Source organism: Devosia sp. 919, assembly GCF_013185965.1.
Taxonomy (GTDB): Bacteria; Pseudomonadota; Alphaproteobacteria; order Rhizobiales; family Devosiaceae; genus Devosia.
This window is the reverse complement of record NZ_JABAOL010000001.1, coordinates 779,402-806,051: the sequence shown is the minus strand read 5'-3', so window position 1 is coordinate 806,051 and position 26,650 is coordinate 779,402. Positions and strand designations below refer to the sequence as shown.

The 26,650-nt window shown below is 61.2% G+C and carries 27 protein-coding genes; 22 read left to right on the top strand and 5 right to left on the bottom strand.

Translation table 11 applies throughout. The features are described from left to right. Nucleotides 1–277: 277 nt before the first annotated feature. The 11 genes from HRQ64_RS03870 (at nt 278) to HRQ64_RS03820 (ending at nt 11,934) form a co-directional block, all read left to right on the top strand. Complete coding sequence (locus tag HRQ64_RS03870) at nt 278–1,789, top strand: ABC transporter substrate-binding protein (RefSeq protein ID WP_172122208.1); 1,512 nt, start codon at nt 278–280, stop codon at nt 1,787–1,789. A 69-nt stretch (nt 1,790–1,858) separates the two neighbouring features. Further along, on the top strand, nt 1,859–2,848 hold the full coding sequence (locus HRQ64_RS03865; RefSeq protein ID WP_172122206.1) for an ABC transporter ATP-binding protein: 990 nt from the start codon (nt 1,859–1,861) through the stop codon (nt 2,846–2,848). Continuing rightward, the gene (locus HRQ64_RS03860; RefSeq protein ID WP_172122204.1) at nt 2,845–3,912 is read left to right on the top strand and encodes a dipeptide ABC transporter ATP-binding protein; all 1,068 of its coding nucleotides are present in this window, start codon (nt 2,845–2,847) and stop codon (nt 3,910–3,912) included. Before HRQ64_RS03865 ends, HRQ64_RS03860 begins: the two co-directional genes overlap by 4 nt. After that, the gene (locus tag HRQ64_RS03855) at nt 3,909–4,850 is read left to right on the top strand and encodes an ABC transporter permease (protein ID WP_172122202.1); all 942 of its coding nucleotides are present in this window, start codon (nt 3,909–3,911) and stop codon (nt 4,848–4,850) included. Before HRQ64_RS03860 ends, HRQ64_RS03855 begins: the two co-directional genes overlap by 4 nt. Before the next feature lie 4 nt (nt 4,851–4,854). Further along, nucleotides 4,855–5,730: an ABC transporter permease gene (locus HRQ64_RS03850; RefSeq protein ID WP_172122200.1), complete on the top strand. Its 876-nt coding sequence runs from the start codon at nt 4,855–4,857 to the stop codon at nt 5,728–5,730. Between the two features lie 19 nt (nt 5,731–5,749). Next, nucleotides 5,750–6,850 (top strand): FAD-dependent oxidoreductase, encoded by a 1,101-nt coding sequence (locus tag HRQ64_RS03845; RefSeq protein ID WP_172122198.1) that lies wholly within the window; start codon nt 5,750–5,752, stop codon nt 6,848–6,850. 7 nt (nt 6,851–6,857) lie between these two features. Next, nucleotides 6,858–8,588, top strand: coding sequence for a gamma-glutamyltransferase (locus HRQ64_RS03840; protein WP_172122196.1), 1,731 nt, complete (start codon nt 6,858–6,860; stop codon nt 8,586–8,588). Between the two features lies 1 nt (nt 8,589). Continuing rightward, nucleotides 8,590–10,182: a gamma-glutamyltransferase family protein gene (locus tag HRQ64_RS03835; protein WP_172122195.1), complete on the top strand. Its 1,593-nt coding sequence runs from the start codon at nt 8,590–8,592 to the stop codon at nt 10,180–10,182. 23 nt (nt 10,183–10,205) lie between these two features. Then, nucleotides 10,206–10,547, top strand: a complete 342-nt coding sequence (locus HRQ64_RS03830; RefSeq protein WP_172122193.1) for a RidA family protein — start codon at nt 10,206–10,208, stop codon at nt 10,545–10,547. A gap of 9 nt (nt 10,548–10,556) precedes the next feature. Beyond that, entirely contained in the window at nt 10,557–11,570 is a 1,014-nt protein-coding gene (locus HRQ64_RS03825; protein ID WP_172122191.1) for a bile acid:sodium symporter family protein, read from the top strand. Nucleotides 11,571–11,682: 112 nt separating this feature from the next. After that, the gene (locus HRQ64_RS03820) at nt 11,683–11,934 is read left to right on the top strand and encodes a hypothetical protein (RefSeq protein ID WP_172122189.1); all 252 of its coding nucleotides are present in this window, start codon (nt 11,683–11,685) and stop codon (nt 11,932–11,934) included. 373 nt (nt 11,935–12,307) lie between these two features. On the opposite strand, the gene HRQ64_RS20050 is transcribed toward HRQ64_RS03820, so the two are convergent. The 3 genes from HRQ64_RS20050 to HRQ64_RS03805 form a co-directional block, all read right to left on the bottom strand. Further along, nucleotides 12,308–12,499, bottom strand: coding sequence for a zinc-binding dehydrogenase (locus tag HRQ64_RS20050; protein WP_349236664.1), 192 nt, complete (start codon nt 12,497–12,499; stop codon nt 12,308–12,310). 264 nt (nt 12,500–12,763) lie between these two features. Continuing rightward, complete coding sequence (locus HRQ64_RS03810; protein ID WP_172122187.1) at nt 12,764–13,456, bottom strand: RES family NAD+ phosphorylase; 693 nt, start codon at nt 13,454–13,456, stop codon at nt 12,764–12,766. Further along, nucleotides 13,457–13,885 (bottom strand): antitoxin Xre-like helix-turn-helix domain-containing protein, encoded by a 429-nt coding sequence (locus tag HRQ64_RS03805; RefSeq protein WP_349236663.1) that lies wholly within the window; start codon nt 13,883–13,885, stop codon nt 13,457–13,459. A 328-nt stretch (nt 13,886–14,213) separates the two neighbouring features. Between HRQ64_RS03805 and HRQ64_RS03800 the strand changes: the two genes are divergently transcribed. After that, the gene (locus tag HRQ64_RS03800; RefSeq protein WP_172122185.1) at nt 14,214–14,636 is read left to right on the top strand and encodes a thermonuclease family protein; all 423 of its coding nucleotides are present in this window, start codon (nt 14,214–14,216) and stop codon (nt 14,634–14,636) included. A gap of 306 nt (nt 14,637–14,942) precedes the next feature. Here HRQ64_RS03800 and HRQ64_RS03795 read toward each other — a convergent pair whose 3' ends face one another. After that, nucleotides 14,943–16,466, bottom strand: coding sequence for a M81 family metallopeptidase (locus HRQ64_RS03795; RefSeq protein ID WP_172122183.1), 1,524 nt, complete (start codon nt 16,464–16,466; stop codon nt 14,943–14,945). Between the two features lie 335 nt (nt 16,467–16,801). Between HRQ64_RS03795 and HRQ64_RS03790 the strand changes: the two genes are divergently transcribed. The 4 genes from HRQ64_RS03790 to HRQ64_RS03775 all read left to right on the top strand — a co-directional run bounded on the left by HRQ64_RS03790 (nt 16,802) and on the right by HRQ64_RS03775 (nt 22,161). Beyond that, the gene (locus HRQ64_RS03790) at nt 16,802–18,397 is read left to right on the top strand and encodes an ABC transporter substrate-binding protein (protein ID WP_210258503.1); all 1,596 of its coding nucleotides are present in this window, start codon (nt 16,802–16,804) and stop codon (nt 18,395–18,397) included. Nucleotides 18,398–18,485: 88 nt separating this feature from the next. Next, nucleotides 18,486–19,427 carry an ABC transporter permease gene (locus tag HRQ64_RS03785; protein ID WP_172122181.1) on the top strand — a complete coding sequence of 314 codons (942 nt, stop codon included), beginning with the start codon at nt 18,486–18,488 and terminating at the stop codon, nt 19,425–19,427. Nucleotides 19,428–19,469: 42 nt separating this feature from the next. Then, nucleotides 19,470–20,300, top strand: coding sequence for an ABC transporter permease (locus HRQ64_RS03780; protein ID WP_172122179.1), 831 nt, complete (start codon nt 19,470–19,472; stop codon nt 20,298–20,300). A gap of 13 nt (nt 20,301–20,313) precedes the next feature. Beyond that, on the top strand, nt 20,314–22,161 hold the full coding sequence (locus HRQ64_RS03775; protein ID WP_172122177.1) for an ABC transporter ATP-binding protein: 1,848 nt from the start codon (nt 20,314–20,316) through the stop codon (nt 22,159–22,161). A gap of 20 nt (nt 22,162–22,181) precedes the next feature. Here the strand turns inward: HRQ64_RS03775 and HRQ64_RS03770 are convergent, their stop codons facing one another. Continuing rightward, a complete protein-coding gene (locus tag HRQ64_RS03770) occupies nt 22,182–22,730 on the bottom strand; it encodes a cupin domain-containing protein (protein ID WP_172122175.1) in 549 nt (182 codons plus the stop codon). 133 nt (nt 22,731–22,863) lie between these two features. Here HRQ64_RS03770 and hisD point away from each other — a divergent pair, with 133 nt between their 5' ends. The 6 genes from hisD to HRQ64_RS03740 all read left to right on the top strand — a co-directional run bounded on the left by hisD (nt 22,864) and on the right by HRQ64_RS03740 (nt 26,402). Continuing rightward, nucleotides 22,864–24,141 carry a histidinol dehydrogenase gene (gene hisD, locus HRQ64_RS03765; RefSeq protein ID WP_172122173.1) on the top strand — a complete coding sequence of 426 codons (1,278 nt, stop codon included), beginning with the start codon at nt 22,864–22,866 and terminating at the stop codon, nt 24,139–24,141. A 239-nt stretch (nt 24,142–24,380) separates the two neighbouring features. Further along, the gene (locus HRQ64_RS03760) at nt 24,381–24,659 is read left to right on the top strand and encodes a sensor histidine kinase (protein WP_210258502.1); all 279 of its coding nucleotides are present in this window, start codon (nt 24,381–24,383) and stop codon (nt 24,657–24,659) included. A gap of 345 nt (nt 24,660–25,004) precedes the next feature. Then, nucleotides 25,005–25,211 (top strand): cold-shock protein, encoded by a 207-nt coding sequence (locus HRQ64_RS03755; RefSeq protein WP_172122172.1) that lies wholly within the window; start codon nt 25,005–25,007, stop codon nt 25,209–25,211. Between the two features lie 179 nt (nt 25,212–25,390). After that, nucleotides 25,391–25,636, top strand: a complete 246-nt coding sequence (locus tag HRQ64_RS03750; RefSeq protein WP_172122170.1) for a hypothetical protein — start codon at nt 25,391–25,393, stop codon at nt 25,634–25,636. Between the two features lie 55 nt (nt 25,637–25,691). Then, the gene (locus tag HRQ64_RS03745; RefSeq protein WP_172122168.1) at nt 25,692–25,940 is read left to right on the top strand and encodes a hypothetical protein; all 249 of its coding nucleotides are present in this window, start codon (nt 25,692–25,694) and stop codon (nt 25,938–25,940) included. A gap of 141 nt (nt 25,941–26,081) precedes the next feature. Then, nucleotides 26,082–26,402 carry a hypothetical protein gene (locus HRQ64_RS03740; protein ID WP_172122166.1) on the top strand — a complete coding sequence of 107 codons (321 nt, stop codon included), beginning with the start codon at nt 26,082–26,084 and terminating at the stop codon, nt 26,400–26,402. The last annotated feature ends 248 nt before the right edge of the window (nt 26,403–26,650 follow it).

The window sequence follows — 26,650 nt, the reverse complement described above, 5'->3', positions numbered from 1 at the left end:
CTTCGGTGTTCGCGCGCGTCACAACCTTTCCGACCATCGTATTCCCTTGCCGACGCAATTAGCGATGTACGCCCAACATTAGTTCTGCACACCATGGAGCATACAGACCAATGCGGCAAATGGTTTTTCTGTCTGAAGCTAATTGCTAACTTGACGCTCGTTTTCCGCCATAGTTCTATCACACCGCAAATTGGTTGTAGGACCAATGGCTCGAGTGGTTCGATAGAGCGCTTGGGGTGGCGTGAACCGGAGGCTGTTGGTGGCAAGGGGATTTCAGATGACGAATTACAAGACTGCGCTTTCTGCAGGCGTGTTGGCGCTGATTGTCAGCACCGCGGCCTTTGGGCAATCCGAGCTTCGCATTGGCATGCGTGACGATCCTGGCTCCCTGGACCCGGCAACTAATGCGACCTTTGTTGGCCGAGTCTCGCTGCAGTCGATCTGCGACAAGCTGGTTGATATCGACGCACAGGGCAATCTAGTGCCGATGCTGGCGACCGACTGGACCTGGTCCGCGGACGGCACCCAAGTCACTCTGACGCTGCGCCAGGATGTGGTTTTCCACGATGGCACGCCGTTCAACGCTGAAGCCGTCAAGTTCACGCTCGAGCGCTACAAGACGCTCGAAGGCTCTCGCCGCGCCAGTGAGATCTCGGCCATCGAGAGCATTGAAGTCACCGACGAATTCTCCGTGGCCCTCAAGCTCAAGGCTCCATCGGTGTCGCTGCTGACGCAACTGACCGACCGCGCTGGCATGGTCGTTTCGCCGACCGCTGCCCAGGCCGTTTCGGCCGAGGACTTTGCCAATGCACCGGTTTGCGCCGGCCCCTATTCGGTTGCCGAATATCTTCCCCAAGAACGCCTGGTCATTAAGAAGTTCGCTGACCACTGGAGAGCTGACGAATATGCATTCGACACCGTGACCTATCTGCCGATGACGGACACCAATGTGCGCCTCCTCAACCTGCGCTCGGGTGACCTCGATCTGGCCGAGAACATTGCGCCCAACGATCTGCCCTCGATCGAGTCCGACTCCTCACTGCAGATCGCCGTTGGCGACCAGCCCGCTTACGAAATGATCCTGTTCAATCTCAACGGCGAAGGTGCGAACCCCACCGTTGCCGAGAATGTTGCCGTCCGTGAGGCCTTCAACCTCGCCATCGACCGCGAAGCGATTAACCAGGTCGTCTTCGGTGGCCGCTATGCCGCCGGCAACCAGCCGTTCCCGCCGACCAGCCCCTGGTACAACACCGATTTCCCCGTCCCGGCCCGCGACGTGGAAGCAGCGCGTGCCAAGCTCGCAGAGGCCGGTGTCGAAAGCGTCGAGATCGACCTCATGATCTCGACCTCGCCGGAACGCCTCGCCGTCGCCGAAATGATGCAGGCCATGCTGTCGGAAGCCGGCATCACCCTCAACATCGAGCCGACAGAGTTCGTCTCTATGCGTGACCGTGCGACCGCCGGCCAGTTCGAAGCCTATGTGATCGGCTCGTCCGGCCGCGTGGACCCGGACCTCAACGTCTCTCTTGTTCTCGCCTGCGGCGCCGCCAACAATGCCGGCAAGTACTGCAACGATGAGCTCGACGCCCTCTTTGCAGAAGGCCGCGCCAACTCGGAAGACGCTGCCCGCAAGGAGATCTACCGCAAGGTTATCGCCACCATCATGGCCGATATGCCGGGCATCTATCTCTACAACCAGCGCGCTGCGTACGCGATGACTGCCGACATCGCCGGCTTCACCACCTACCCCGATGGCATCATCCGCCTCAACGGCGTCTCCCGCGACTAAAGCCTCTGCCGGCGTGCCCTCGGGCGCGCCGGCATTTCCTGCAGAACGCACTAGCGCCACGGGGCAAGCGTGACTGATCCAACTCCAACTCTGCTCGATGTGCGCAACCTCTCTGTGACCTTCGCCAAGGGAACAGACGAGCAGTCTACGGTCGTCGATGACGTAAGCTTTTCCATCAGCCCGGGCCGCACCCTCGGCATCGTCGGCGAATCCGGCAGCGGCAAGAGCGTCACCTCGCTCGCCATAATGGGCCTTCTCGGTGGCGGCGTAGCCGTGGGCGGTTCGGCTGAATTCGACGGCACTGACTTGTTCAAGCAAAGTCCTTCCGACTGGCGGGATGTGCGTGGCAACCGTATCGCCATGATCTTCCAGGAGCCGATGACATCGCTCAATCCGGCCTACACGGTTGGAATGCAGATCTCGGAATCCCTGATCCGGCACAAGAACCTCGACAAGGATCAGGCGCGTGCCCGCGCCATCGAGCTGCTCAAGCTAGTCCGCATTCCCTCGCCAGAGCGACGTTACGACGACTATCCGCACAAGCTCTCCGGCGGTATGCGGCAGCGCGTGATGATCGCCATGGCTCTGGCCTGCGAGCCGCAATTGCTCATTGCCGACGAGCCGACGACCGCGCTCGACGTGACCGTGCAGGCCCAAATTCTCTATCTCATCGGCAAGCTGCGCGAAGAAACCGGCGCGGCCATTGCCCTGATCACCCATGATCTGGGTGTCGTTGCCCAAGTCTGCGACGATGTCGTGGTCATGTATGCCGGCCAAGTCGTGGAACAGGCGCCGGTTGAAGATCTCTTTGCCTTCCCGCAGCACCCCTACACGGTCGGGCTTCTCGGTTCGCTGCCGAAATTCGGTGAACGCAAGACGCGCCTGCCCGTGGTCGAGGGCTCCATGCCCGCGCCGGGCGCACGCTCGGGCGGATGCCGCTTCGCTGATCGGTGCCCGTTCCGGATCGAGAAATGCGACACCCCACCACCCTTGGTGAACCTGTCCGAGACGCGCACGTCTCGCTGCTGGCGCACGCCCCTGGAGACACTGGCGTCATGAACTTGCTCAAGGTTGAGAACCTCTCCAAGGAATTTGTTGCTGAACGGACGATTTTTGGCCGACCACTCAAGACTGTGCGGGCTGTCGATGACGTTTCGTTCGAGATCGCGAGGGGTGAAACACTGGCGCTCGTGGGCGAGTCGGGCTGTGGCAAGTCTACGCTCGGCCGGTTGATCATGCGGCTAATCGAACCCAGCGACGGAACCGCCGAGCTTTCGGGGGAGGATATTTCCACCCTCAGCGGCAAGGCTCTGCTGTCGCTGCGCAAGCGGGTGCAACTGGTGTTCCAGGACCCGTTCTCCTCGCTCAATCCGCGGATGACGGTCGGCCAGGCCATTGCCGAGCCGCTGATGCTGCATGATATCGTGCCAGCCGCAGAACGCCCGGCACGCGTCCGGGAATTGTTGAGTGCGGTCGGCCTTTCGCCCCAACACATGCATCGCTATCCGCACGAATTTTCCGGCGGACAGCGTCAGCGCATCGTCATCGCCCGCGCGCTCGCCTCCCAGCCCGAATTCGTGGTCTGCGACGAACCGGTTTCGGCGCTCGACGTCTCGATCCGCTCGCAGGTGCTCAACCTTCTGGCCGATCTCCAGAAAAAGTTCGGCTTCACCTATCTCTTCATCTCGCACGATCTCTCGGTGGTCCGGCACATCGCTGACCGGGTCGCGGTGATGTATCTCGGCCGGATCGTCGAAATCGGCGACACCGAGGATGTGTTCGTGCGGCCGCGCCATCCCTATAGCCGTGCGCTCATTGCTTCGATCCCGCAGCCGGATCCGGCTGGTCGGGACAACATGCGCCCGCTCGAAGGGGATATGCCGAGCCCGCTCAATCCGCCCTCCGGCTGCCACTTCCACACGCGTTGCGCCTTTGCCCAGGAACTGTGCAAGCAGGACCGCCCTGCTCTCGTCAGTAGCAGTGGACGCCAGCCTGCCGCCTGTCATTTCCAGGACGAGCTTCCGCTGCCCGACGACCTAGCCGCCGCAGCCCAGGTAGACCCGCGCCTCGAGCGACTCTTTGCAGCCTTCCGCGCCGGCAGCTCGAAAGCGATAGAACCATGATCCGCCTGATCGGGAAGCGGCTCCTAGAAATCATCCCGACGCTGCTGATCCTCTCGGTCATCATTTTCCTGCTGCAGCGCCTGTTGCCCGGTGACCCCGCCATCGCACTTGCCGGCGAAGAGGCGGGTGCCGAGCTGATCGAGCAAATCCGGCAGCAATATGGGCTGGACCAGCCCCTGCCGCTGCAGTATCTCGACTGGATCGGCGGCGTGCTGCACGGCGACCTCGGGCAGTCAATGCGCATGAGCCGGCCGGTGATCGATCTCATCGCCTCGCGCCTGCCTGTAACCCTGCAACTCGCCGTCATGGCGATGATCCTCGCCCTCGTTGTGGGACTGGTCGCGGGTGTCATCGCCGCCGTCAAGAAGCGCAGCGCCTGGGACTATGGCGCCAATGTCTTTGCGCTGGCCGGTATTTCCGTGCCCAATTTTTGGTTGGGCATCATGATGATCCTGGTCTTCTCGGTCACCCTCAATTGGCTGCCGGCCTCAGGCTATGTCAGCCCGTTCGCAAACCCCGGCCGATCCTTCCTCAGCCTGCTCATGCCCTCCATTGTCCTGGGCAGTGCCATTGCCGGCGTGATCATGCGCCACACGCGTTCCGCTATGCTGCAGGCGCTGCAGAGCGACTATGTCCGCACGGCGCGCGCCAAGGGTCTTGATGAGCGGACCGTCGTCATTCGCCACGCCATGCGCAATGCGCTGACCCCGATCATCACGCTTGGGGCGCTCGAATTCGGCAGCCTCCTAGGCGGCGCCGTGCTGACCGAGCAAATCTTCAACATCCCGGGCTTCGGCAAGCTGATCGTCGATGCGGTCTACAACCGCGACTACGCAGTTGTTCAGGGCGTGGTGCTGGTCACGGCACTTGTCTACGTAATTCTGAGCCTACTGGCCGATATCGGCTACATGCTCGCCAACCCCAAATTGCGGGGCTAGAACCATGACCAACACAACCAGCCCGGCCATTCCTTCCGATCACGAAAACCGGTTTGGCCAGTTCGCCAAGCGCCTGTTCCGGCACAAGGGCGCCATTGTTGGCTTGAGCTTTATTGTCCTCGTCGTCCTCGCCGCGATCTTTGCACCCATCGTTACGGGCCTTGACCCGAATGCGCAGGACTATACCGCCATCCGGCAGGGACCGAGCCACTTGCACTGGTTTGGCACGGACGAACTCGGACGCGACATGTTCGCCCGCGTCATCTATGGCGCGCGCGCTTCGCTGCTTGCGGGCCTCGTCTCGGTGATGATCGCCATTGCCATCGGCGTGCCGCTGGGCCTCGTCGCGGGCTATTTCGGCGGCTGGACAGATGTCGGTATCAGCCGCGTTGCCGATGCGATGCTGGCCATGCCATTCCTGATCCTCGCCATTTCGCTAGCAGCGTTCCTCGGGCCCAGCCTCATCAATTCGATGATCGCAATCGGCGTGACGGCGGCCCCGCTCTTTGTCCGCCTTACCCGAGGACAGGTCATCAGCGTCAAGTCAGAGGACTATGTCGAGGCGGCACGCTCGATGGGCAATTCCCACGCCCGCATCGCGTTCCGGCACGTCCTGCCCAATGTGCTGCCGGCGCTGATCGTCCAGGCAACCCTCACCATCGCGGCAGCCATCATTTCCGAAGCCAGCCTGTCCTTCCTCGGCCTTGGCCAGCAGCCTCCCGCGGCATCCTGGGGTTCGATCCTCAACACCGCACAGCGCTCGCTGTCCACTGCGCCCTGGATCGCCGCGTGGCCGGGCATGATGATCTTCCTCACAGTTATCAGTTTCAATCTCCTCGGCGACGGACTTCGGGACGCTTTCGATCCCCGTAGTCGCTGATTTTCTGAAAGGTATTCCCATGCATATCGTAGTTATCGGTGCCGGTATCCTGGGCTCCAGCGGGGCTTACCATTTGAGCCTGCGCGACAATGTCGAGGTGACGGTCATTGATGAGGCGCATCAGGGCAAGGCGACGCTTGCCGGCGCCGGCATTGTCTGCCCTTGGGCTACAAAGGTCACCGACCCTGATTTTTACCGCTTCTACGCTGCCGGCGGCGCCTATTATCGCCCGCTGGTGGAAGGTCTTGCGGCCCGTGGCGAGACCGAGTTTGGGTACCGTCAGGTTGGCGCACTGGTGCTGGCCGAAACTGAAGAGCAGCTGGCCGAGATCGAAGCGCGCGTCCTGCCACGTGTCGCCGATGTTCCCGAGGCGGGAGAAGTCCGCCGAGTCAGCGCTGCCGAGACCAAGCAGATGTTCCCCCCGCTGCGCGATGGCCTGATGGCCCTCCACATCCCCGGTGGCGCCCGCGTCGAAGCGCGCGCCATTGCCGGCGCCATGCGCCGCGCCGCTGAAGCCAATGGCGCGGTTTTCCGTCAGGGCCACGCCGAGATCGATAGCAAGGACGGCAAGGCGAGTGTGAGCCTCGATGGCGAAGCCATTGCGGCCGACATGGTCATCGTTACCGCCGGCGCCTGGGCCAACCAGGCCCTCACGGCAATCGGCGCGACCATCGCTGTTGAGCCCCAGCGCGGCCAGATCGTGCATCTGGGCGTCAAGGAAGACACCATCGACTGGCCGGTGCTGCTGCCCCAGGTGTCGCACTACATGCTGGCGTTCGACGACAATCGCGTCGTTGCCGGCGCGACCCGCGAAAACGGCGTCGGGTTCGACTATCGCCTCACGGCAGGTGGACAGGCCGAAGTGCTCAACTTCGCCCTCGACCTCGCGCCGGGCCTCTCCGATGCCACCCATATCGAGACGCGCATCGGTCTCCGCCCGATGGCGGAAAACTACAGGCCCCTGATCGGCGCCCTGCCCGGCTTCGACAATGTCCTGATCGGCAACGGCCTCGGCGCCGGCGGCCTCACCATGGGCCCGCTTGCCGGCAAGCTACTGACCCAGCTGGCCATGGGCGAAGCGACCGATATCGATCTCGCTCCCTACGCCGTGGGAGCCTGACGCCACCATGACACAATCGTCAGTCGCACCGCACCGGACGCGCCATATCGGCACCAGGCACATGGCCGCTGCTGGTCACTATCTCGCCGCGCAGGTCTCCCTGCAGGTTCTTGAGGCCGGCGGCAACGCCGTCGATGCCGGCGTCGCCGGGGGCATTACCCTTGGCGTCGTGCAGAGCGAATATGTCTGCTTCGGGGGCGTCGCTCCAGCCATGATCTATTGGGCCGAGACTGACGAGGTTATTTCGATCAGCGGGTTGGGCACATGGCCCGCCCTCACCGATGCCAGCCTTTTCCGCACGGAGCATGGCAACAAGATGCCGCCGGGCCTGCTGCGCACGATCGTGCCGGCAGCACCGGACAGCTGGATCACCGCACTCGAACGTTATGGCACGATGTCGTTTGGCGAGTGCGCGGCCCAGGCCCTGCGCTTTGCCCGCGACGGTTTCCCCGTCCCTTCGCTGATGGCTGAAATCATTGCCGACCACGAAGCCGAGTATCGGCGCTGGCCGGCCAATGCGGAGATTTACCTGCCGGGTGGAAAGCCTCCGAAGGCTGGCGACATTCTGGTGCAGTCCGACCTCGCCAACACTATCTCCTATATGATCGAAGAAGAGCGCGCTGCTGCTGTCAAGGGCGGCCGCGCCGCCGGGCTCAGCGCCGCTCGCGACGCCTTCTACAAGGGCGACATTGCTAAGGCCATCGTTGCCTATCACCGTGAGCACGGCGGCTGGATGCGGGAAGACGATCTCGCCAACTTCCGCGTCGAGGTCGAGAAGGCTGGGGCGGTGCAGTTCGGCGACGCCGACATCTTCACCTGCGGTCCGTGGTGCCAGGGTCCGGTGCTCGGCCAGACCTTTGCCATGCTGGACGGCATCGACCTGCGCGCGCTGGGACACAACAGCGCCGACTATATCCATCTTCTGGTGGAAACCATGAAGCTGGCATACGGGGACCGCCATGAACTCTATGGCGATCCTCTATTCATCAATGTCCCGCTCGCTACGCTGCTCAGCCCCGAATATGCAGCGCAGCGGCGGGCATTGATCGACCCCGACAAAGCCCATCCCGGCATGCCTGATGCGGGCCTCCCGTCGAATTGGGGCCGCGACCCGGATCCAGACCCGCGGAATGGGCGACGCGACCCCGGCGAACTCGACACCTCCTATGTCTGCGTCGTCGACAGGCAGGGCAATGCCTTCTCGGCAACGCCTAGCGACGGCTCGGTCGGCGCGCCCGTCATCCCCGGCCTCGGCTTTGTTCCATCGGCGCGCGGTGTTCAGTCGTTCCTTGATCCCCGTGCGCCCGCCGTCGCCGGCCCCGGCCGCCGTCCGCGACTGACCCCTGCCCCTGCGTTTGCCCGCAAGAAGGGGGAGTGGATCATGCCGATTGGTTCGCCGGGCAATGACGTCCAGCCGCAGGCAATGCTGCAGACCTATCTCAATCTGCACGTCTTCGGCATGACCATGCAGGAGGCCGTGGACGCGCCGCGCTTTGCGACCTTCTCCTACCCCCGCTCTTCCATTCCGCATTCCTACGACCCCGGGCTGCTCAAGCTCGAGGCCCGCATCGATGCTTCGGTCGGCGAGGGGCTGACGGCCAAGGGGCACGATGTGAAGTACTGGAAGGACTGGGAATACGCCGCGGGTGGTGTCTGCTCGATCATCAAGAAATTCAACACCGGGACGCTCGAGGGCGGATCGGACTCACGCCGCCCGACGGCAGTAGCAGGGTGGTAGTATGACCGAGTTTTCTTACGCTACGCCGTATGGGGCGCCGCGCCGTCCCGTCATGGCGCGCAACATGGTGGCCACCTCGCAGCCGCTCGCCGCTCAGGCGGGCCTGGCTGCACTGGCCAAGGGCGGCAACGCGATCGATGCCGCGATCGCCGCAGCCGCGACCCTGACGGTCGTCGAACCGACCGGCAATGGCCTGGGCAGCGACGCCTTCGCAATTGTCTGGGATGGACAGGAACTGCATGGCCTTAACGCCTCCGGCCGCTCGCCTGCCGCCTGGACGTCGGAGCGTTTCGCCGGGCAGGACCGCATGCCGGTCCGCGGATGGGAAAGCGTCACTGTACCCGGTGCAATCTCGGCCTGGGTCGATCTCTCAAGCCGCTTCGGCAAGCTCGATTTTGCGGCGCTGATCGCTCCGGCAATAGAATATGCGGAAAATGGTTTCGCCGTCTCCCCGACCATCGCGGAGCTTTGGGCCAAGGGTGGCGCGCTGCTCAAGGACCATCCGGGATTTGCCGAGACTTTCCTGCCTGGGGGGCAGGCCCCGATGCCGGGCGAAATCTTCTGCAACGCACCGCTCGCGGCGTCTCTGCGCGCCATTGCCGAAACGCGTGGCGAAGCTTTCTATCGAGGTGCACTCGCTGAGCAGATCGCGGCCTTTGCGGCACAGCATGGAGCCGCTCTCACGGCGGCCGACCTCGCCAGCCACCGCAATGACTGGTGTGGCACCATCGCTATGAGCTACCGCGATGTGACGCTGCATGAAATCCCGCCCAATGGGCAAGGCATCGTCGCGCTGATGGCGCTTGGCATGCTCGAACATTTGCCGCTCGACGCCCTCGGTCCCGATAGCGCCCAGTCGTTCCATTACCAGATCGAGGCAATCAAGCTCGCAACGGCCGATGCCGAACGCTATGTCTCCGATCCGGAGACGATGCGCGTCCCTGTCGAAGCGCTGCTCGAAAAGTCTTACCTCCAGTCGCGCGCGAAATTGATCGATCCCACGCGAGCGCAGGATTTCGGCGCTGGCGCTCCGGTGGCCGGGGGCACGGTCTACATCACCACCGCCGACGCCAGCGGGATGATGGTCTCCTACATCCAGTCCAATTATTCCGGCTTCGGATCCGGCGTGGCCGTGCCCGGAACTGGCATTCATCTGCAGAACCGTGGCTCCGGCTTCACGCTCGAAGAAGGCCACCCCAACCAGATCGGGCCGAACAAGCGCCCGTTCCACACCATCATCCCGGGCTTCCTGATGCGCGACGGCGCACCTCTCATGAGCTTTGGCGTCATGGGTGGACCGATGCAGGCCCAGGGCCATGTGCAGATGGTCGTCCGGACCCAACTCAGCGGCCAGAACCCGCAGGCGGCGAGCGATGCGCCCCGCTGGCGCTTCGTCAAGGGCAAGAAGCTTGCCGTCGAGTGGACCATGGCGGCCGAAACCGTCGCGGAACTCGAAGCCCTCGGGCACGAGGTGATGCGCGAGAGCCCGGATGAGAGCTTTGCCTTCGGCGGCGCCCAGCTCATCCATCGGCTAGGCCAGGGATATATCGGTGGCTCAGACCACCGCAAGGACGGCATGGCCGTCGGCTACTGACCAATCACACAAGGAGAATAGCTTTGGACCGCATTAAGAAGGGTAAGTCCCTGCACGCCGTGACCATCCACAACGGCGTCGTCTACACTTCGGGCCTTGGTGCCAACGACATCGACGTCGGCATGGAAGACCAGACCCGCCAGATCTGCGAAAAAATTGAGGGTTTCCTCAAGGAAGCCGGCTCGGATAAGACCAAAATCATTCGCGCCCAGATCTTTGTCACCGACATGACCAAGAAGCCCGACCTGGACCGCGCTTGGCTCGCATGGCTAGGAGAAGACCTCCCCTGCCGCTGCACCGTGGGCGTCGCCGATCTGGGCGACCCGCGTCGCCTGATCGAAGTCGTCATCACCGCAGCACTCTAGGTACCCCAAATGGCTCTGCAATCGGCCCTCAAGAAGTTCGGCATCGATGCCTATCTCATCATGCTGCTCGGCGTCGTCGTGCTTGCAAGCATCCTGCCGGCGCGCGGGCCCTTTGCAGAGTTTGTCGGGCAGGCAGCCTATTACGCTGTCGCCCTGCTGTTTTTCGTCTATGGAGCCAAGCTCAAGTCCGAAGCGGTTATCGCCGGCTTTTCCAACTGGCCCCTGCAGCTTAGCATTCTCGGGCTGACCTATATGGTCTTCCCGGTGATCGCGCTTGCGCTCGCCTTTGCCGGCCGCTCCTTCATCACCGAAGAGCTGGCCATTGGCCTCATCTATATCGGCATCCTGCCCTCCACGGTGCAGTCCTCCATTGCCTTCACCGCGCTCGCCAGGGGCAATGTGGCAGCCAGCGTCTGCGCTGCGGCTGTCTCCAATCTGCTCGGGGTCATTCTCACCCCAGTGTTGGCGACCCTCATTCTCCAGACCGGAGATGGTGGCCTCAATCTCGCCGCCGTCCTCAACATCTTCATCCAGATCGTCCTGCCGTTCGGGCTGGGCCAACTGTGCCGGCCGCTCATCGGGGAATGGATCAATCGCCACAAGCTAATCTCCCTGACGGTCGACCGCGGCTCGATCCTCCTCATCGTCTATGCGGCCTTTAGCGCCGGCATGGTCGCCGGCGTCTGGACCCAGGTCGGGCTGCCCCAGCTGGCCGCCATCATGGTGCTGGTCTGCGTGATGCTGGCCGTTGTCCTGGCGCTTTCCGCCTGGTTCAGCCGCGCTGTCGGGTTCCAGGACGCCGACGGCAAGTCTATGATCTTCTGCGGCTCCACCAAGAGCCTCGCATCTGGCGTCCCCATCGCGAATATCCTTTTCGCGGGCGGTCCGCTCAGCCTCATCATCCTGCCGCTGATGCTCTACCACCAACTGCAGTTGATTATCTGCGCCATCATCGCCCAGCGCTTGGCGGGTGCCTCAAAAACGTCGCTTGGCAACGGAGGTACCATCAAAGAAAGACCGTAAGACGTTCTCCATTGGCGGCTACTATGTGACGACACCGTCTTTCAGGTACTAACAACAGCTTCGCGGACCTTCAGTCGTTCTCGTGAATTTGGGGGGAAGGTCGGATAGATTCTTGACGGATGGAGGCGCAGATCTTGAGAAGCAGGTCCTCGATCATGTCGATAACCAGCGGGCCACGGCGCTGTTTGGGCTTGAGCAGCCAAAGGTCCAAGTGCTCAACAAGATGTATCGGACGCCGCGCGACCAAGCTCCCATCGATGTCGATGCCAGCAAAGGGCGGGACGATGGTGACGCCCGCGCCCTGCGCGACCAGCTGCGCCCAGCAGCACTCGTCGCCCAGCCGCGACTTCCGGCAGAACGGTGACTAACCAGAAGAGCCCGGCATCCACGTAGGATAGGGGCGCCATGAAGCCGATGGCGGCTCCATCTGCCACGCTGTCTGCAAGTATCCGAGATAGCGATCTGCTCCGATGCAGGATGGCTTGTGCATCTAGCCGGTTGATTCGTATCTCCATGGCGGCTCTCCTCGAGGTCGGCGCTCAATGGCGTCGGGCTGATCAACCGCTACTTCGGTGGCAAGGAGCAGCTGTTCGCGCAGGACCAGTCACGGCAGCCGTGTTTGCGAGATGACGTCTAGCTGGAGCAGAGGCCAGTCCTTGGTGATGTCCCTCGCTGCTAAAAGCGAGTTCGGTCAACCAACCACTTTCGCCAACCGCTGAAACCACAGCATATGCACCTCACCAAATGTTATCGCCGTCTACCGCAATGGCTATTTTTCCTCGAACGCCGTAGTTTCGCGTCTCAAGACGGGCATGCGCCACCGGAATATCGGCAAGTGCATAGACCGCGCCAACATGGGGTCGCAGCTGACCGCGCTCTATCAATGCACTCAGCTCATCAAGCTTGCTGCGGTTTTGCTTGGTGAACACAAAGTGATAACTCGCTCGCGAAGGACTCGTGGAGAGCCTCAGCACGTTCCATCGTCGCTTCGATAATCAGCTGAGCCTCGACGACATCCCCGCATGCAAGCAGCGCCTCGCAAAGCGCCAGCCCGACCATTCTGAAGTGGCAGCTTTCGGGTACCAAGCGAATGGCCTCGTACGACTGGAACGGGGTCGATTGCTGCCGGGCAGCAACGCGCCCCTGCCCTGCCCTGCCTCCGTCCAGCCATCCATCTGATCAGGTCGAAGCGATCACAGCGGCCCTTCGATCAGCGGTGCTGGATCGCCCTTCCAAATCATGCGGTAGACGGCGCCCTGGCGAACGGACTGAACGGCGGCCGGGCGCAGGGCGACAATGCAGGTACCACCCGGGTGCCGTACGGATGGGTAGATAATGCCGTTGAGGCCAGTGGCCCGGGCGCGCTCGGCGATGGCGTTGCCGACCGGGTAGGCCCTCGCCGTGTCCGGACCGAGCGCAGGATGGTCGGGTGCCTGCCGAAGGTCCAGGAACTCGCCGGCAAGGCTGCAAAACATCTCCGCGTACTCCACGGTGGCGTTGAAATCCCCCGCGTCTGCCAGCATGTTGGTCAGGTGATATCCGACCTCGCTGATGCAGGTGGCGACATCCAGAGCGGCATACCAGGCGCCACGATAGGCACCGTTGAAGCGGTTCGGCTGCTGTGGCTTGGCATAGGCGAAGGACGCGTTGATAAAAGGCGCATGCGTCACATCGTAGACGAGCTCGTTGGCGGCGAGCCCCGCTATGCCCCGGTCCTGCGCCATCAACCGGCTGCTTGTCCCACCCTCGATCTCGGACAGCACGGCGAGATCATCCTCGTTGTCGACCAGGGGCGTCAACACCGGCGCCCGCAGCCGCGCTGTCGTTACCAGTCGAACCGTCCTCGGAAAGGCTTCGGTGACGACCGGCACACCGTCGATCGGCAATCACAAGCCTCCGCGGATGGCGTCCACATAGCGGCGCACCTCGAGCATTTGCGGAATGCCGCCCTTGAGCATGGAGTCGATTGGGCTCATCCCGGCAAACAGCGGTGCCTTGTTGTGCAATCCGGGCCAGCGGTCGGCCATGTCATCGGCGAACAGCAGATGCAGCCCCTTGTAGATGCCGACCAAGGCGGAAATGCGCGTGAGTTGATCCTGGCTGAGGGCCTTGTCCTTGCCCTCCTGCTTCATGCGCTCCCAGGTGCTCGTGGACACATCGAGCAGCGCCGCCGCCTGTTCACCCTTGAGACCCCACTCTTGGACTAGACGCTTGTAGGCTTTCAGGGCGACCTTCGACAGCCGTACGCGGTCACTCTCGGCCGAGAAGTCCTGCCGGTTGGGCATCGTCGGCATTGGAACATCGATCTGCAACACCCTTATCTCCCTCGTTTGATAGTCAACAAATACCCATTTGACGGCCCTTTGTCCACAGATCAAGCTCTGGGCTTGCCATCAACCAAGGAAACCCCGTTCCTCTGAGGCAACATGCAACCGAAGTTGCTCAGCTGGCTCAAGCGCAGGCCTAAGCCCAGACTGCAGCAGCACCGGCAGTTAAGGCAGAGATGACACTATCGAACTTGTCGCCTCGATGGGACCGGCCTGCAGATTAGGCTCTCGATCGTGGGCTTGCTGCAAGTGTGATGGAGGCATTCAGCCGGTGTCGGGTACCTGGAGTACAACTATAATCAAGCGCACTACACTGTTGACCGCCGTTACGGCCCTTCTGCTCAGCTCTTTGCCGGCCAGTGCTCAGCAGCAGGCACAGCCGCAGCTCAGCATGTGCGGCAATCAGCGCCCCCCCCCCACCAAGACCTGTCTGGTGGATGGCGACAAGCTGTGGCTCCAAGGCGAGAACATCCGGCTCAAGGACTTTGACACGTCAGAGCCGCAAAGCAGCATCTGCGGCGGCGCCAGGGAAGTTGCTCTCGCTCACAAAGCAAGCGCCCGCATGCTAAAGCTGCTCAACAGCAACGACTGGACCATCGAACGCTTCGGGCTGGACAGCACCCGCAGCAAGCGTCGGCTGGCCACCATCAGGATAGACGGCCGTGATGTGGGTGATATCCTGATCGAGGAGCGGCTGGCCCGTCGATGGCCGAACGCCAAAGAGTGGTGGTGCAACTGATGCGCGTGCCGAGCATACCGAGGCGTAAACCGGATCTGCTGGACGAGGTGGAACGCCTGGCTGTCAGGCGAAGCTCAGGGCGATGAAGCCAAGGCGCTGCTGCTCGACAACCAACTTGACAGCCAGTTCCAGTGCCATCGGATCAGCAGGGCCGTAATCAACAGCCGATACGAGAGAACTGACGTCAAAAAACCCCTGGTCAACCCGCTTTGATCAGGGTGGAAGGAGATCGCTGAGGTCAACGCCCCCACCTTCCGGCTTGCCGCGCCGATATGGAGGACGCGGGACCGAAACACGCTTCCTTGCCTAGTCCCTCGCCGTTACCCCATGTCCGGGTACGCTATTGCGGCGGCGAATGGCGCGCTGCGGACGATAGGGGATGTCGTCAACCGGATAGAAGGGGCGAGCAACGGTGAAGGGGAGATCCTTGGCATTGTAGGAAGTCATCCCCGGAGTGCCGACAACAACGCAGTCGCCGACATGGGCAAAGTTGAGCGTATAATGATAGCCCGATCGGGTAACAACGATCTGCTTGGCTGCCGGATCGATGCCCATGGCTACGAAGTTGTTGGGGTCGATGTAGTGTGACGGATTGTCGGTGAGGATCACGTCAATCTCACCGATCCGCACGATGGCGAACGGCCCTGTGTTGGCGATCAGACCTTCGGCCATGGGGCCATGCATAGTGTACTGCTCGTTCTCGCTTCGCGCAGTCAGGATGCCGGTAATGGTGATCGGGTCGTAGTAGCCCTGCGACATGGCGCCCCCAACGCTAAGCGTTACGGTATCGCCGATGGTGTGCCGCCGTAGTATCTCGACGGCGATCGGATCGGTGACGGGAACCGCAACCTTGAGTTCGGGACCGAGCTCGAGAACACGGCTCAGTATATAGGGGCTGTCGCCAGGAGATCCGGCTGCAACGCGGTCGCCCTGGTCTCCCAATATCAACGTTACCTTTTGCTTCCCCGACTTGGCACGGGCGATCTGCTCGTCAACGGAGGGGAATACTTCCACGAGGCTGTCGCGCGCGGCCCAGAGCTCACCGCCGATGTCCTCGGCCAAAGCCAACGCATCCCCGTGAACTCCATTTCCGTACACCAGAATGGTCTGCCCCATATTGGAAATGTCGAGGAACTGCTGGACGGTGAACACACTGACATCGACGACGCGACCCAGAGCTTCCGCAGTGCGGCATCGCCTCATGATCGACTGCAGTGGTTCCTGATCGGTACGGTCGTTGCCCAGCGTGAGCATGGGAAAGTGGACATAGGCGCAAACCGGCTCGAATTCGCCCTTCACGATGTCGTCGGTCCGCGCAAACAGGCGTTGCCCGGTGACCGCCATGTCGCCGTGCGGATTGGTGCGGTACGCAGTCAGGAAGTCGCACTCCGCAATCGTCAGCTCGGTCACGTGAGCGTGCAGGTCGAACCCGGCGGTGATCGGGATCTGCGGACCAACCACCTGGCGCACCGAACGCATAAGATCGGCTTCAACGTCGTCGAGTTCCGTGGTCATCATGGCACCATGCAGGGCCAACAAGACGGCATCAAATCCACCCTGCCGCGCAGCATCGAGCATGGTGTTCTTGAAGCGAAGGTAAAGCGCATGATCGACGCGGCCGCCCGCCGGTGCGTGCATGCCGACGGGAAAGATGATGTCCACGCCTGCGGCTTCAGCCGCATCGACGATGCCGCCGGCAACCGTGTTGGTTCCGCGGTATCGGTCCAGGCAGTCTGGACCTTCAACGATCGCGAAACTGGCTGCTCTCATAACCTGAGGATTGAAGCTATGAGACTCCTGGTGCAAATCACCTACCAAGATCCGGCTCATCTGCATGGTCGTACTCGTTCGTTCTTGCCGGGGATGAACCCGTAGGAAGTTGAAGAAAACCATGGTGAGAGAGGTCAAAGCCGCGGTCAACGTGACCCGCACAAGCGTTCGGAATAATCACCTGAACGTGGTGTATCCGGTGGTGCTTCCTTCGGTGCACTGCGCAAACGCAGGAGGAAAAGCTGGCGAGACGCATTGTTCGCGGCCTTTGTGGACGCCTCTCAGGATAGTATACTAGACGGAGGCTTTTTGCCCGCTGTTGTCACCCGCTTCCCTCGTACACTCTGCCGCCCAGGTGTTTGCAACAAAGCGCACGAAAACCGGGAGAAACTCGCATGAAACGTCGCAGCTTCCTTGCCCTCGGGGTGGCAGCCTCTGCTCTGGTGGCTGCTGGGGCCATTCCGGGCACTGCTTTTGCTCAGTCCGCTCCAAAGACACTCAAGCTTTTCACCACGACGAATCTCGTTGCGCTCGATCCCGTGATCTCCACGGCCGAAATCGCCGTTCAACACGGGTACTACGTTTTCGATACCCTTTATGGCGTGGACAACGACCTGGTTCCCCATCCGCAGATGGCTGAATCCCACACGGTTTCAGACGACGGTCTGACTTGGACCTTCACGATCAGGGACGGTCTCGTGTTTCACGACGGCGGGCCGGTCACCGCGGCTGACTGCGCGGCGTCTATCGACCGCTGGAGCCAGGTGGACGGTTTCGGACGCCTGCTGAACGCTGCAGTGGACGACTATGAGGTTATCGATGAGAAGAACTTCTCGATCAAGCTCAACTCGCCATTTCCCCGTTTGCTTGAGGCAATCTCTAAGCCGCATTCTTCCCCCTGCTTCATCATGCCGGCGCGCCTTGCTTCACAGCCGACATCAGAGCCGGTCACCGAAATGGTGGGGTCGGGTCCATACCGCTTCGTGGCCGAAGAGTTCAGCTCCGGGAACAGGGTCATCTACGAGAAGTTCGTGGACTACAAGCCCCGGACGGAACCGGCAAACCTTACGTCCGGCGGCAAGGTGGCCAAATTCGACCGCATCGAATGGGTAGTCAACACCGACTCGGCAACCGGCGTGAATGCCCTGTTGCAGGGCGAAGTGGACGTGCTGCAGTACATTCCGGTTGACCTCATGGCGCTGATCGAGGGACGCGATGACGTCAAGTCCGTCGCCTTCAACGGCCAGGTGCCGATCATCCGCTTCAACAGCACACAGGCACCCTTCAACAACGCGGAGCTCCGCCGGATAGCCGCTCGCGCGGTATCTCAGGTCGACATCCTTGCATCTCAGGTAGACGGCATCCCTGAGCTCTATCAGGAGTGCAAGGCGGTTTTCCCGTGCGGTCTCCCCGGGGTGGTCGAAAACGGTGGTGACGTTCTTGACGTGTACGCCGGCGATTATGAACGTGCCAAATCGGACCTCGAGGCAGCGGGCTATCAGGGAGAGAAGGTCGTCATTCTCAACCCGACCGGCATGGCCTCGATTTCTTCCATGGCCGTCATAACCGCGGATCAGCTCAAGAAGGCCGGCTTCAACGTTGAGCTGCAGGATATGGACTGGGGAACGCTTCTGGAACGCCGGCGCTCACGCGAGTCGACCGACAATGGCGGCTGGTCGATCTTCTGTTCGGCTTGGCCGCCGATCTCGATTGCCAATCCTGCGCTCAACGTCGCCATGCGTGGTGATGGTGCCAGCGGCTACGCCGGCTGGTACGAAAACGCAGAACTCGAAGCCATGATCGGTGAATGGCTTCAGGCCACAAGCGAAGACGACGGCAAATACCTGTTCGAGCGTATTCAGGCACTCCTGATCGAAGAGCTGCCGACCGTTCCGCTCGGCACGTATTACACGGCGGTGGCCTTCCGGTCGGACATCAGCGGTCTTGACCCGGCGCCCGTCATCTATCCTTGGCTGCTCGATCGCAGCTGACCCCATTCGTGCGGAGGCCTGACGCCGGCCTCCGCACCCTCCACCATCGCGGGACACCGTTCTCGATGACCTGATCGAAAGATAGCCAATGCTGCCGTTCGTTTTCTGGCGTTTGCTAGCCTCAATTCCAGTGATGGCACTGGTCGCACTGCTTGTCTTCAGCATGCTGTATCTCACCCCGGGCGATCCCGCCGCCGTCCTCGGAGGCGAAACGGCAACCGATGCGGACATCCTGAACATCCGGGAGTCGCTGGGGTTGAACGGAGGGTACTTCGAGCGCCTGGCCCGGTGGTCCATGGCGCTACTGCAAGGGGATCTTGGCAACTCCATCTTCACCAAAACGCCGGTCCTCGACACCATCATGGCCCGCCTGGAGCCAACAGCGTCCCTGATGGCGCTCACATGCATCATCGCCGTCGTGGTGGCGGTCCCCCTCGGCGTCGTAGCTGCTTGGAAGCGTGGGACCGTTCTGGACAAATTCGTCGTGGGTGGTGCCGTTCTTGGCACATCCGTGCCCGTGTTCGTCATGGGCTATGTGCTTGCCTACGTCTTCTCGGTTAAGCTCGGATGGTTTCCGGTCCAGGGCTACAGCCCTTTGGCCAGCGGCATCGATCGATGGTTCATGAGCCTGCTCCTGCCGGCGATCGTGTTATCGTTGGCCTTCATTGCTTCTATTGCCCGCATCACCCGCGCAACAATGCTCGAGACCCTGTCGCAGGATTACATCCGTACGGCCCGGGCCAAGGGCATGCCAGAAGACGTAGTGCTCTTTGTCCATGGTTTGCGAAATTCCGCAGTCCCGGTGCTAACGGTGATCGGCCAGGGGGTGGTCATGTTGATCGGCGGCGCCGTGGTGACCGAAACCGTCTTTTCGATCCCTGGCGTGGGCCGCCTGACGGCTGACGCAATCTTCCAGCGTGATTACCCGATCATCCAGGGCATCGTGCTGATGTTCAGCTTCGCTTATGTGCTCGTGAACCTGGTCATTGACGTGTTTTATGCGGCAATGGACCCGCAGATGCGCCGTTGATCCGCAAGTGATCCCCCATGCTGCTCTCCTGATCCGGATTTGATGACGACCATGCCAGTTCTCCATGCCATTCGTCGCCACCCGAGCGTGGTCTTCGGCGCGGTCATCCTGACCCTCTTCGCCTTCATTGCCATTGCGGCACCTTGGCTCGGCACCGTCGACCCAACCTCGATGTCTCCGGCATTGCGCAACCGCGCGCCCTCGGCCGAGCATTGGTTCGGCACCGACGCCTTCGGTCGAGACGTCTATTCGCGTGTGCTCTACGGCAGCCGGGTATCCCTCACGGTCGGCCTGAGCGTTGCGGCCATTGCCTCGGTTGTCGGTATCATCATCGGCTTGCTGGCGGGATATATCACGATCCTGGAGGGCCCGTTGATGCGCTTGATGGACGCCGTCATGTCGATCCCGTCGATCCTGCTTGCCATTGCGCTTATGACCCTTATCGGCGGCAGCGTAATGAATGTCGTGATCGCCATTTCCGTCGCTGAAATTCCCACCGTTGCCCGCCTGGTGCGTGCGGGTGTGCTCACGCTTCGCCACAAGCCATATGTGGAAGCTGCCCTGACCGGAGGAACACCGGAATGGAAAATCGTGTTGCGGCACATCCTGCCCAATACGATCACTCCCGTGATCATCGCGGCGACCTTCATCTGCGCCACGGCGATGGTTGCCGAGTCCATCCTTTCTTTCATCGGTGCGGGCACCCCCTCATCCATTCCGTCCTGGGGCAACATCATCTCCGAGGGGCGCACTCTCTGGCAGGTGAAGCCCCACATCGTTTTCTTTCCTGCGGCCTTCCTGTCGCTGTGCATTCTTGCCGTCAACATCATGGGTGATGGCCTGCGTGACATGTTCGATCCACGTTCGCGTTGACCCGGAGCCAGCCATGACAACGACGACCGCCTCCCAAGCTGCAGCCATCGCTCCACTGCTTTCAGTGCGCGACCTGAACGTCTCTTTCCGCACCGCAAGAAGCTGGAAGCAGGTTCTTAACGGCGTTTCCTTCGACCTTCATGCCGGCCGGACGCTCGCGATCGTCGGCGAAAGCGGATCGGGCAAGAGCGTCAGCGCGCTGGCCGTGATGGGGCTGCATGATCCCGTGCGCACGCAAATCACGGGGAGCGCCACCTTCGAGGGTGAAAACCTTCTTGGCCTTCCGATGTCGGGCATGAACCGCATCCGGGGCAACAAGATCTCGATGATCTTCCAGGAACCGATGACCTCGCTCAACCCGGTGATGTCGGTGGGCCAGCAATTGTGCGAGACCATCCGGCGTCATCGCGGGTTATCCAGGGGCGAAGCGAAAAAGCAGGCGATCGAGCTGATGGACAAGGTCCACATCCCGTCTGCGGCCGCGCGGTTCGACGAGTATCAGCACCGTTTCTCAGGCGGCATGCGCCAGCGCATCATGATCGCTATGGCGCTCGCATGTCGCCCCAGGATCCTTATCGCGGATGAACCCACAACGGCCCTTGATGTTACGGTTCAGGCCCAGATCCTGAACCTGATCAAGGAATTGCAGCGCGAAGAAGACATGGCCGTGCTGTTCATCACCCACGACATGGGCGTGGTGGCCGAAGTCGCCGACGAGACCATGGTGATGTTCCGCGGGGACATGCTCGAAACGGGCAGCTCGGAACGGATCTTCCGCTCACCTCAACACGCATATACGCGCAAGCTTCTTGCGTCAGTGCCCAAGCTCGGTGAAGTGGCGGACGCTACGCAACCGGTGCCGTTCCCGGAGGTGATTGATGGGGTTCAGCAGCCAGTAGACCAGTGCAGGGACACTGTTCGGCGAGACCTCGAGCCTGTGCTGCGCGTCAATCAATTGCAAACTCGCTTCGACGTGCGCTCCGGCATCCTCAACCGCGTCAAGGCGCGGGTCCATGCCGTCGAGGGAATTTCGTTCGACCTCCGTCAAGGGGAAACACTATCGATCGTCGGCGAATCCGGTTGCGGAAAATCGACCACGGGCCGGAGCTTCATGGGCTTGGCACCGGTAGTCGGGGGTACCGTGACGATCGACGGCCAGCAAGTCGCCGGAGTCGGTGGCGATGGCCGCCTTACCCGCCACACGACGTCGACGCGACCGAAGATCCAGTTCATCTTCCAGGACCCATTTGCCGCCCTCAACCCGCGTCAGCGTGTCGGGGACGCAATTGTCGAACCCTTCCTTGAGCAGGGCCTTGGAGTTGCGGCAGACACGCCAGAACTGATCAGGAATCTTCTCGACAAGGTCGGCTTACCGCAGGATGCCGCCGACCGTTTTCCGCACGAATTTTCCGGCGGTCAGCGTCAGAGGATCTGCATAGCGCGTGCCCTGTCCGTCAGCCCCAAGATCCTGGTCGCCGACGAAGTCGTATCGGCGCTCGACGTGTCGATCAAAACACAGGTCATCAACCTGCTTCTGAAGCTGCAGGAAGAGACGGGCATCTCCCTTATCTTCATCAGCCACGATATGGCTGTCGTCGAGCGGGTCAGCCACCGTGTGGCGGTGATGTATATGGGTGAGATCGTCGAAATCGGACCGCGTCAGCAGATATTCAACGATCCGCGGCACCCCTACACCCAGGCTCTGATCGCCGCCGTTCCCATTGCCGACCCCGCATCCCGAACCGTTCTGCGGCCGGTTGCGGCGCGCGAACTTACGTCACCGATCCGGCCACCTGACTTCGTGGCACCAAAGCGGCAGTATCGGGAGGTCGGACCAGAGCATCTCGTTCGCCTCGACTGAACGGCACCCACTCCCGGCACTCAATACGTCGGCGGGCTGATCGCGCTGAAGATTTCGCTTTCGCCGGCGGCAACGTTCTTGAACGCATGCGGGACCTGGCTGTCGAAGTAATAGCTGTCGCCGGGCTCAAGGACGCGCGACTGGTCACCGACCGTAACCTCGACGGCTCCGCTGATGACGATCCCCGCCTCCTGCGCCACATGCGAGAAGAGGCTTCCGGTGCTGGTCCCTTCGCTGTAGCGCTCGTGCAGGACCATCATGTTCCGGTGCGGGAAATCGAAGCCCACTACTCGGTACGAGATGGCATCCACACGACCGATCTCAACCAGGTCTTCAGCCCGATAAAACGGGCTGTATCTCTGTCCTGAATCGTGACCAGAAAAGAAGCCGGACAGGGTTATGCCCAAAGCATCGAGGATCGCCCCCAAGGTGTCCACCGAGGGGCTCATCTTGTCCCGTTCGATCAGGGAAACCGTGGAATGCGATACCCCAGAACGTGTAGCGAGCTCCCGAACGGTCAAATTACGCCGGCGTCGATGCTCATAGATCTGGCTTCCTATCTTTGGCATTGATGGTTTTTCCTTCGCGGCCCGGGTCGGTCTAGGTGAGTTTTATCACCAGGCCTTCTCGCCTGAATTGTTGTTGGGTTTCAAGTGCTTCATGTTGCAGGCATCACCTGAATTCCAACGGGATCGCGAGCCAATGACAAGCCGCTTCACCACCATCAAAAACCGTGTCGAATACATCAAGGCGCCTGTGGCAGACGTGGCTGCCGATACGACAAAGGTCGAGAACACGGTCAAGGAGGTCCTATCCGCAGTTCGCGAGCGTGGCGATGCCGCGGTGCGCGAGTTCTCGCAGCGTTTCGACGGCTCGGCGCCGGACAGCCTCGAAGTGACCATGGAAGAAAGGCTGGCCGCTGTTGCGGCGCTTGACCCGCAGACACGTGCCGACACCGAGTTCGCCATTGCCAACGTGCGCTCATTTGCGGAAGCGCAGCTCAAGACGTTGGCCCCGCTCGAGATCGAACTGCTTCCGGGTCTCCACCTGGGACACCGCATCATCCCGATCGAAACCGTAGGCTGCTATGTTCCGGGTGGACGCTACCCACTGCTATCGGCGCCGATCATGACGATCGTTCCGGCCCGCGTTGCCGGTTGCGATAACGTCATCGCCTGCCTTCCGCCCAATGCGCATGAAGCTATGGTCGCCGGCTGCCACCTTTCCGGGGCTGACCGCATCTTCCGCGTTGGCGGGGCACAAGCAATTGCCGCCATGGCCTTGGGCACCGAGTCGATTCCACAGGTGGACAAGATCTTCGGGCCCGGGAATGCCTTCGTGAACGAGGCCAAGCGGCAGGCCTTCGGCCGGGTGGGTATCGATCAGCTCGCCGGCCCTTCGGAGATCTACGTGGTTGCCGACGACACTGGTGATGCTGAACTGATCGCCACCGATCTTCTGGCCCAGGCCGAGCACGACATCCGCACCCGGGTGGGACTTATCACCACCTCACGTCGCTTGGCCGAGGAAACCCTCCAAGCCGTTGAACGCCAGCTCCTAGATCTGCCTACTGCGCAGACGGCCGGCCAGGCGTGGCGAGAATACGGAGAGATCGCGCTCTGCCCGGACGAAGCAGCAATGATCGACTATTCCGATTTCATTGCTGCCGAACACCTTGAGGTACATACGGCCAATGCGCGGGAGTTCTCGCTAAAACTGCGGAACTACGGCTCTTTGTTCATCGGAGAAAATGCGAGCGTGGTCTACTCCGACAAGTGCTGCGGGACGAACCACACGCTTCCGACAATGGCGGCCGGCCGATACACTGGTGGCCTATGGGTCGGATCGTACGTAAAAACTTGCACCCACCAGTACCTCGATGAGGCCGGTGTCGAGCAGGTTGCATTGCCAGCCATCCGCCAGAGCGCATCCGAAGGTCTGGAAGGCCACAGGCGCGCTGCAGCCGCACGTTTAAAGTAATCTGATTGCGCATGAACCACGCGAGGGTTCGGCTCGGGCGCCGTGCCTCGCGTGGTTTTATCGTCTGACTTGTAAGTAGCCGCCAGCACCTGAGAGCGGCATAAAGAGGTGCCTACACCTGTTCAACGGGCCCCGCGATTGGGGTTTGGCACGCCATTCTAAATCATGCGGTAGACGGCGCCCTGGCGAACGGACTGAACGGCGGCCGGGCGCAGGGCGACAACACCCTTGCGCTCATCGTGCATGAGCTCGCGACCAATTCCCTTAAATATGGGGCTCTGTCGGTGGATACCGGCACGCTCGACGTGTCGTGCTCGGCTCAAGACGAAGCCGTCACCATAGTGTGGACGGAAAGAGGCGGCCCGCCCGTTCAGCCGCCTACAGGCAACCCCGGCTATGGCAGCAAGCTGGTGGAACGCAGCGTCACGGGAGCTCTTCGGGGTTCGATCTCCTACGATTGGGATAAAGCCGGGGCGGTCATTACCCTCAAGCTCCACCCTGATCGCCTCGCACAATGAGCTCACATGGAGGGCTTGCGGAAGCAGACCCTCAGGCAGCGCAGGATGACGACGATCAATCTGGCGACCGATGCCTGGGCAACTCCGCTGAGTATTGGTTTGGGTGTGCGACGGGCAAACTAATGCTAAGCAGAATACGGGCCCGTACCGATAATCCTTTACTCGGACGCTCCTACGTGCAATAAAGTATTTACGTTTTCAGCCTCCGTTGGCTGCCTGTTCTGCCGGTTTACCGGCCCCTGGCTACCCTCCTATTTTGCGAACGTTTAGACATCTGCAGGCACATCGCTTGTGGATCATCTGCCCGCTCGCTTTAGCTCCGGGCTACAATCTCAGGACTTTCTAATGATTAACGGCACCGTTAAATTCTTCAATGCCACCAAGGGCTTTGGCTTCATCTCCCCTGAAGGCGGCGAGAAGGACGCGTTCGTTCATATCTCCGCTGTCGAGCGTTCGGGCCTGAATGGTCTCTACGAGAACGATAAGGTAACCTACGAACTCGAGACCGGCCGTGATGGCAAGGTTTCGGCGACCAATCTGACCCTCGTCTAAGCGACTTCAGCCGGGCCAAGGCCCGGCTCCTGCCTCCCGTTTTGGTCGAGGCACACCATCCGAAGCAATCCGCGACTTACAGCTGGAACTTCGAACACTCATCTCCACTAGTCTTGCTGCCGGTGCCCCTTTTGGGGGCATGCCGTGCATGCATGATGTCGTCCACAAGGACCTTCACCATGAGCAACTTCAACTATGCCGCCCGGGCAGAGCTGTTCGCCAGCCGCCGGTACGCAAAGAACAATCAAACCCAGTATCGCCGGTTCAATACGGCCGCCGAAGCGGTGCGTTTCGTCATAGAGGATTTGCCGACAGCTGCACGAGCCGGGTCCTACCTCGAGGTCGACGAGCAAAGGTATGAAGGCGGGTCCATCAAGGAACTATACGATGCGGAAGCCTATCCTCTCGAGCGAACCTTCGCTTGAGGTCGCTCCGGTGAACCCGCCACTTAGGTCTTCGTGAATAGGTCAGGAACATTTTATGTCAGATCAGACCACCAGCCGAACGATCACCTTCCGCTTCCCCTTCACGCTCCCCGGCATGACAGAGCCTCATGCCCCCGGAACGTTCGAAGTCATCACGGACGAGGAACAGCTCGACGTCATGTGGGACGCACGTCGCTCGAGCACACGCGTGATGCTGGTCTATCCCGGACGTATCGAGGCATTTCCGGTGAGGGCAAGTGACCTGGAGGAAGCCATCGCACTGGATCGGCAAGGTAAAGCCTGAACAAGAATACCCAAAACGGTGGAATTGGCGACCGCATGATCTTGGCAACCGAGAACACTCGGGCCCGGGTTGGTCGAGGCGAAGGGATTCGCTTCCCAAGGATCATGCGGTCACCAGTGTCACCCTCAGGAGGATTCCGAATTGCAAAACTATCCCGCGGATCAAGACGTCGTCTCGAAGCTGGAAACACTGCGAGAAGCGTTGCCTACCTGGGTGATCAGCACAGTAGAACTAGTCGAGCTCGCGGAAAATGCAGAGCGCGCTGCCGTGCACTCCAACCCGGAAACACTGGACCGCTCGCGTAAGCTCATCGTTGAAGTTGCTGAGTGGCAGCAGAAATTAATTGATTGGCAGGGGCTGAACCTGTCCCCCCGGCTCAAGGCCGAGTTGCGCATCCTCAAGGCGACGCTGGATGCCTCTATGGATGAGGCCAATGCGGCTGCCGCTGAGTTGAACCTTTAGCTCTAAGGCACGACTTGGACTCAGCAGTGATCTCGCCAATGGCGCGGCCTGCTGCGGTGATGGACATTACGCCGTCTTCGTTGACCGCAAGGCCTCTCGATGTGAGGAACTGCACAAGGCCCTCGTCGCTGATACCGTGCATGGTGCTCACCTCATTGAAGAATGAGCCAGCCGGCGCAGCACGAAGTAGGCCTGAACGGGTGTGTGCTCCAAAACCAGGTGCGAATGAGCCCTTGCCAATCTTGGAA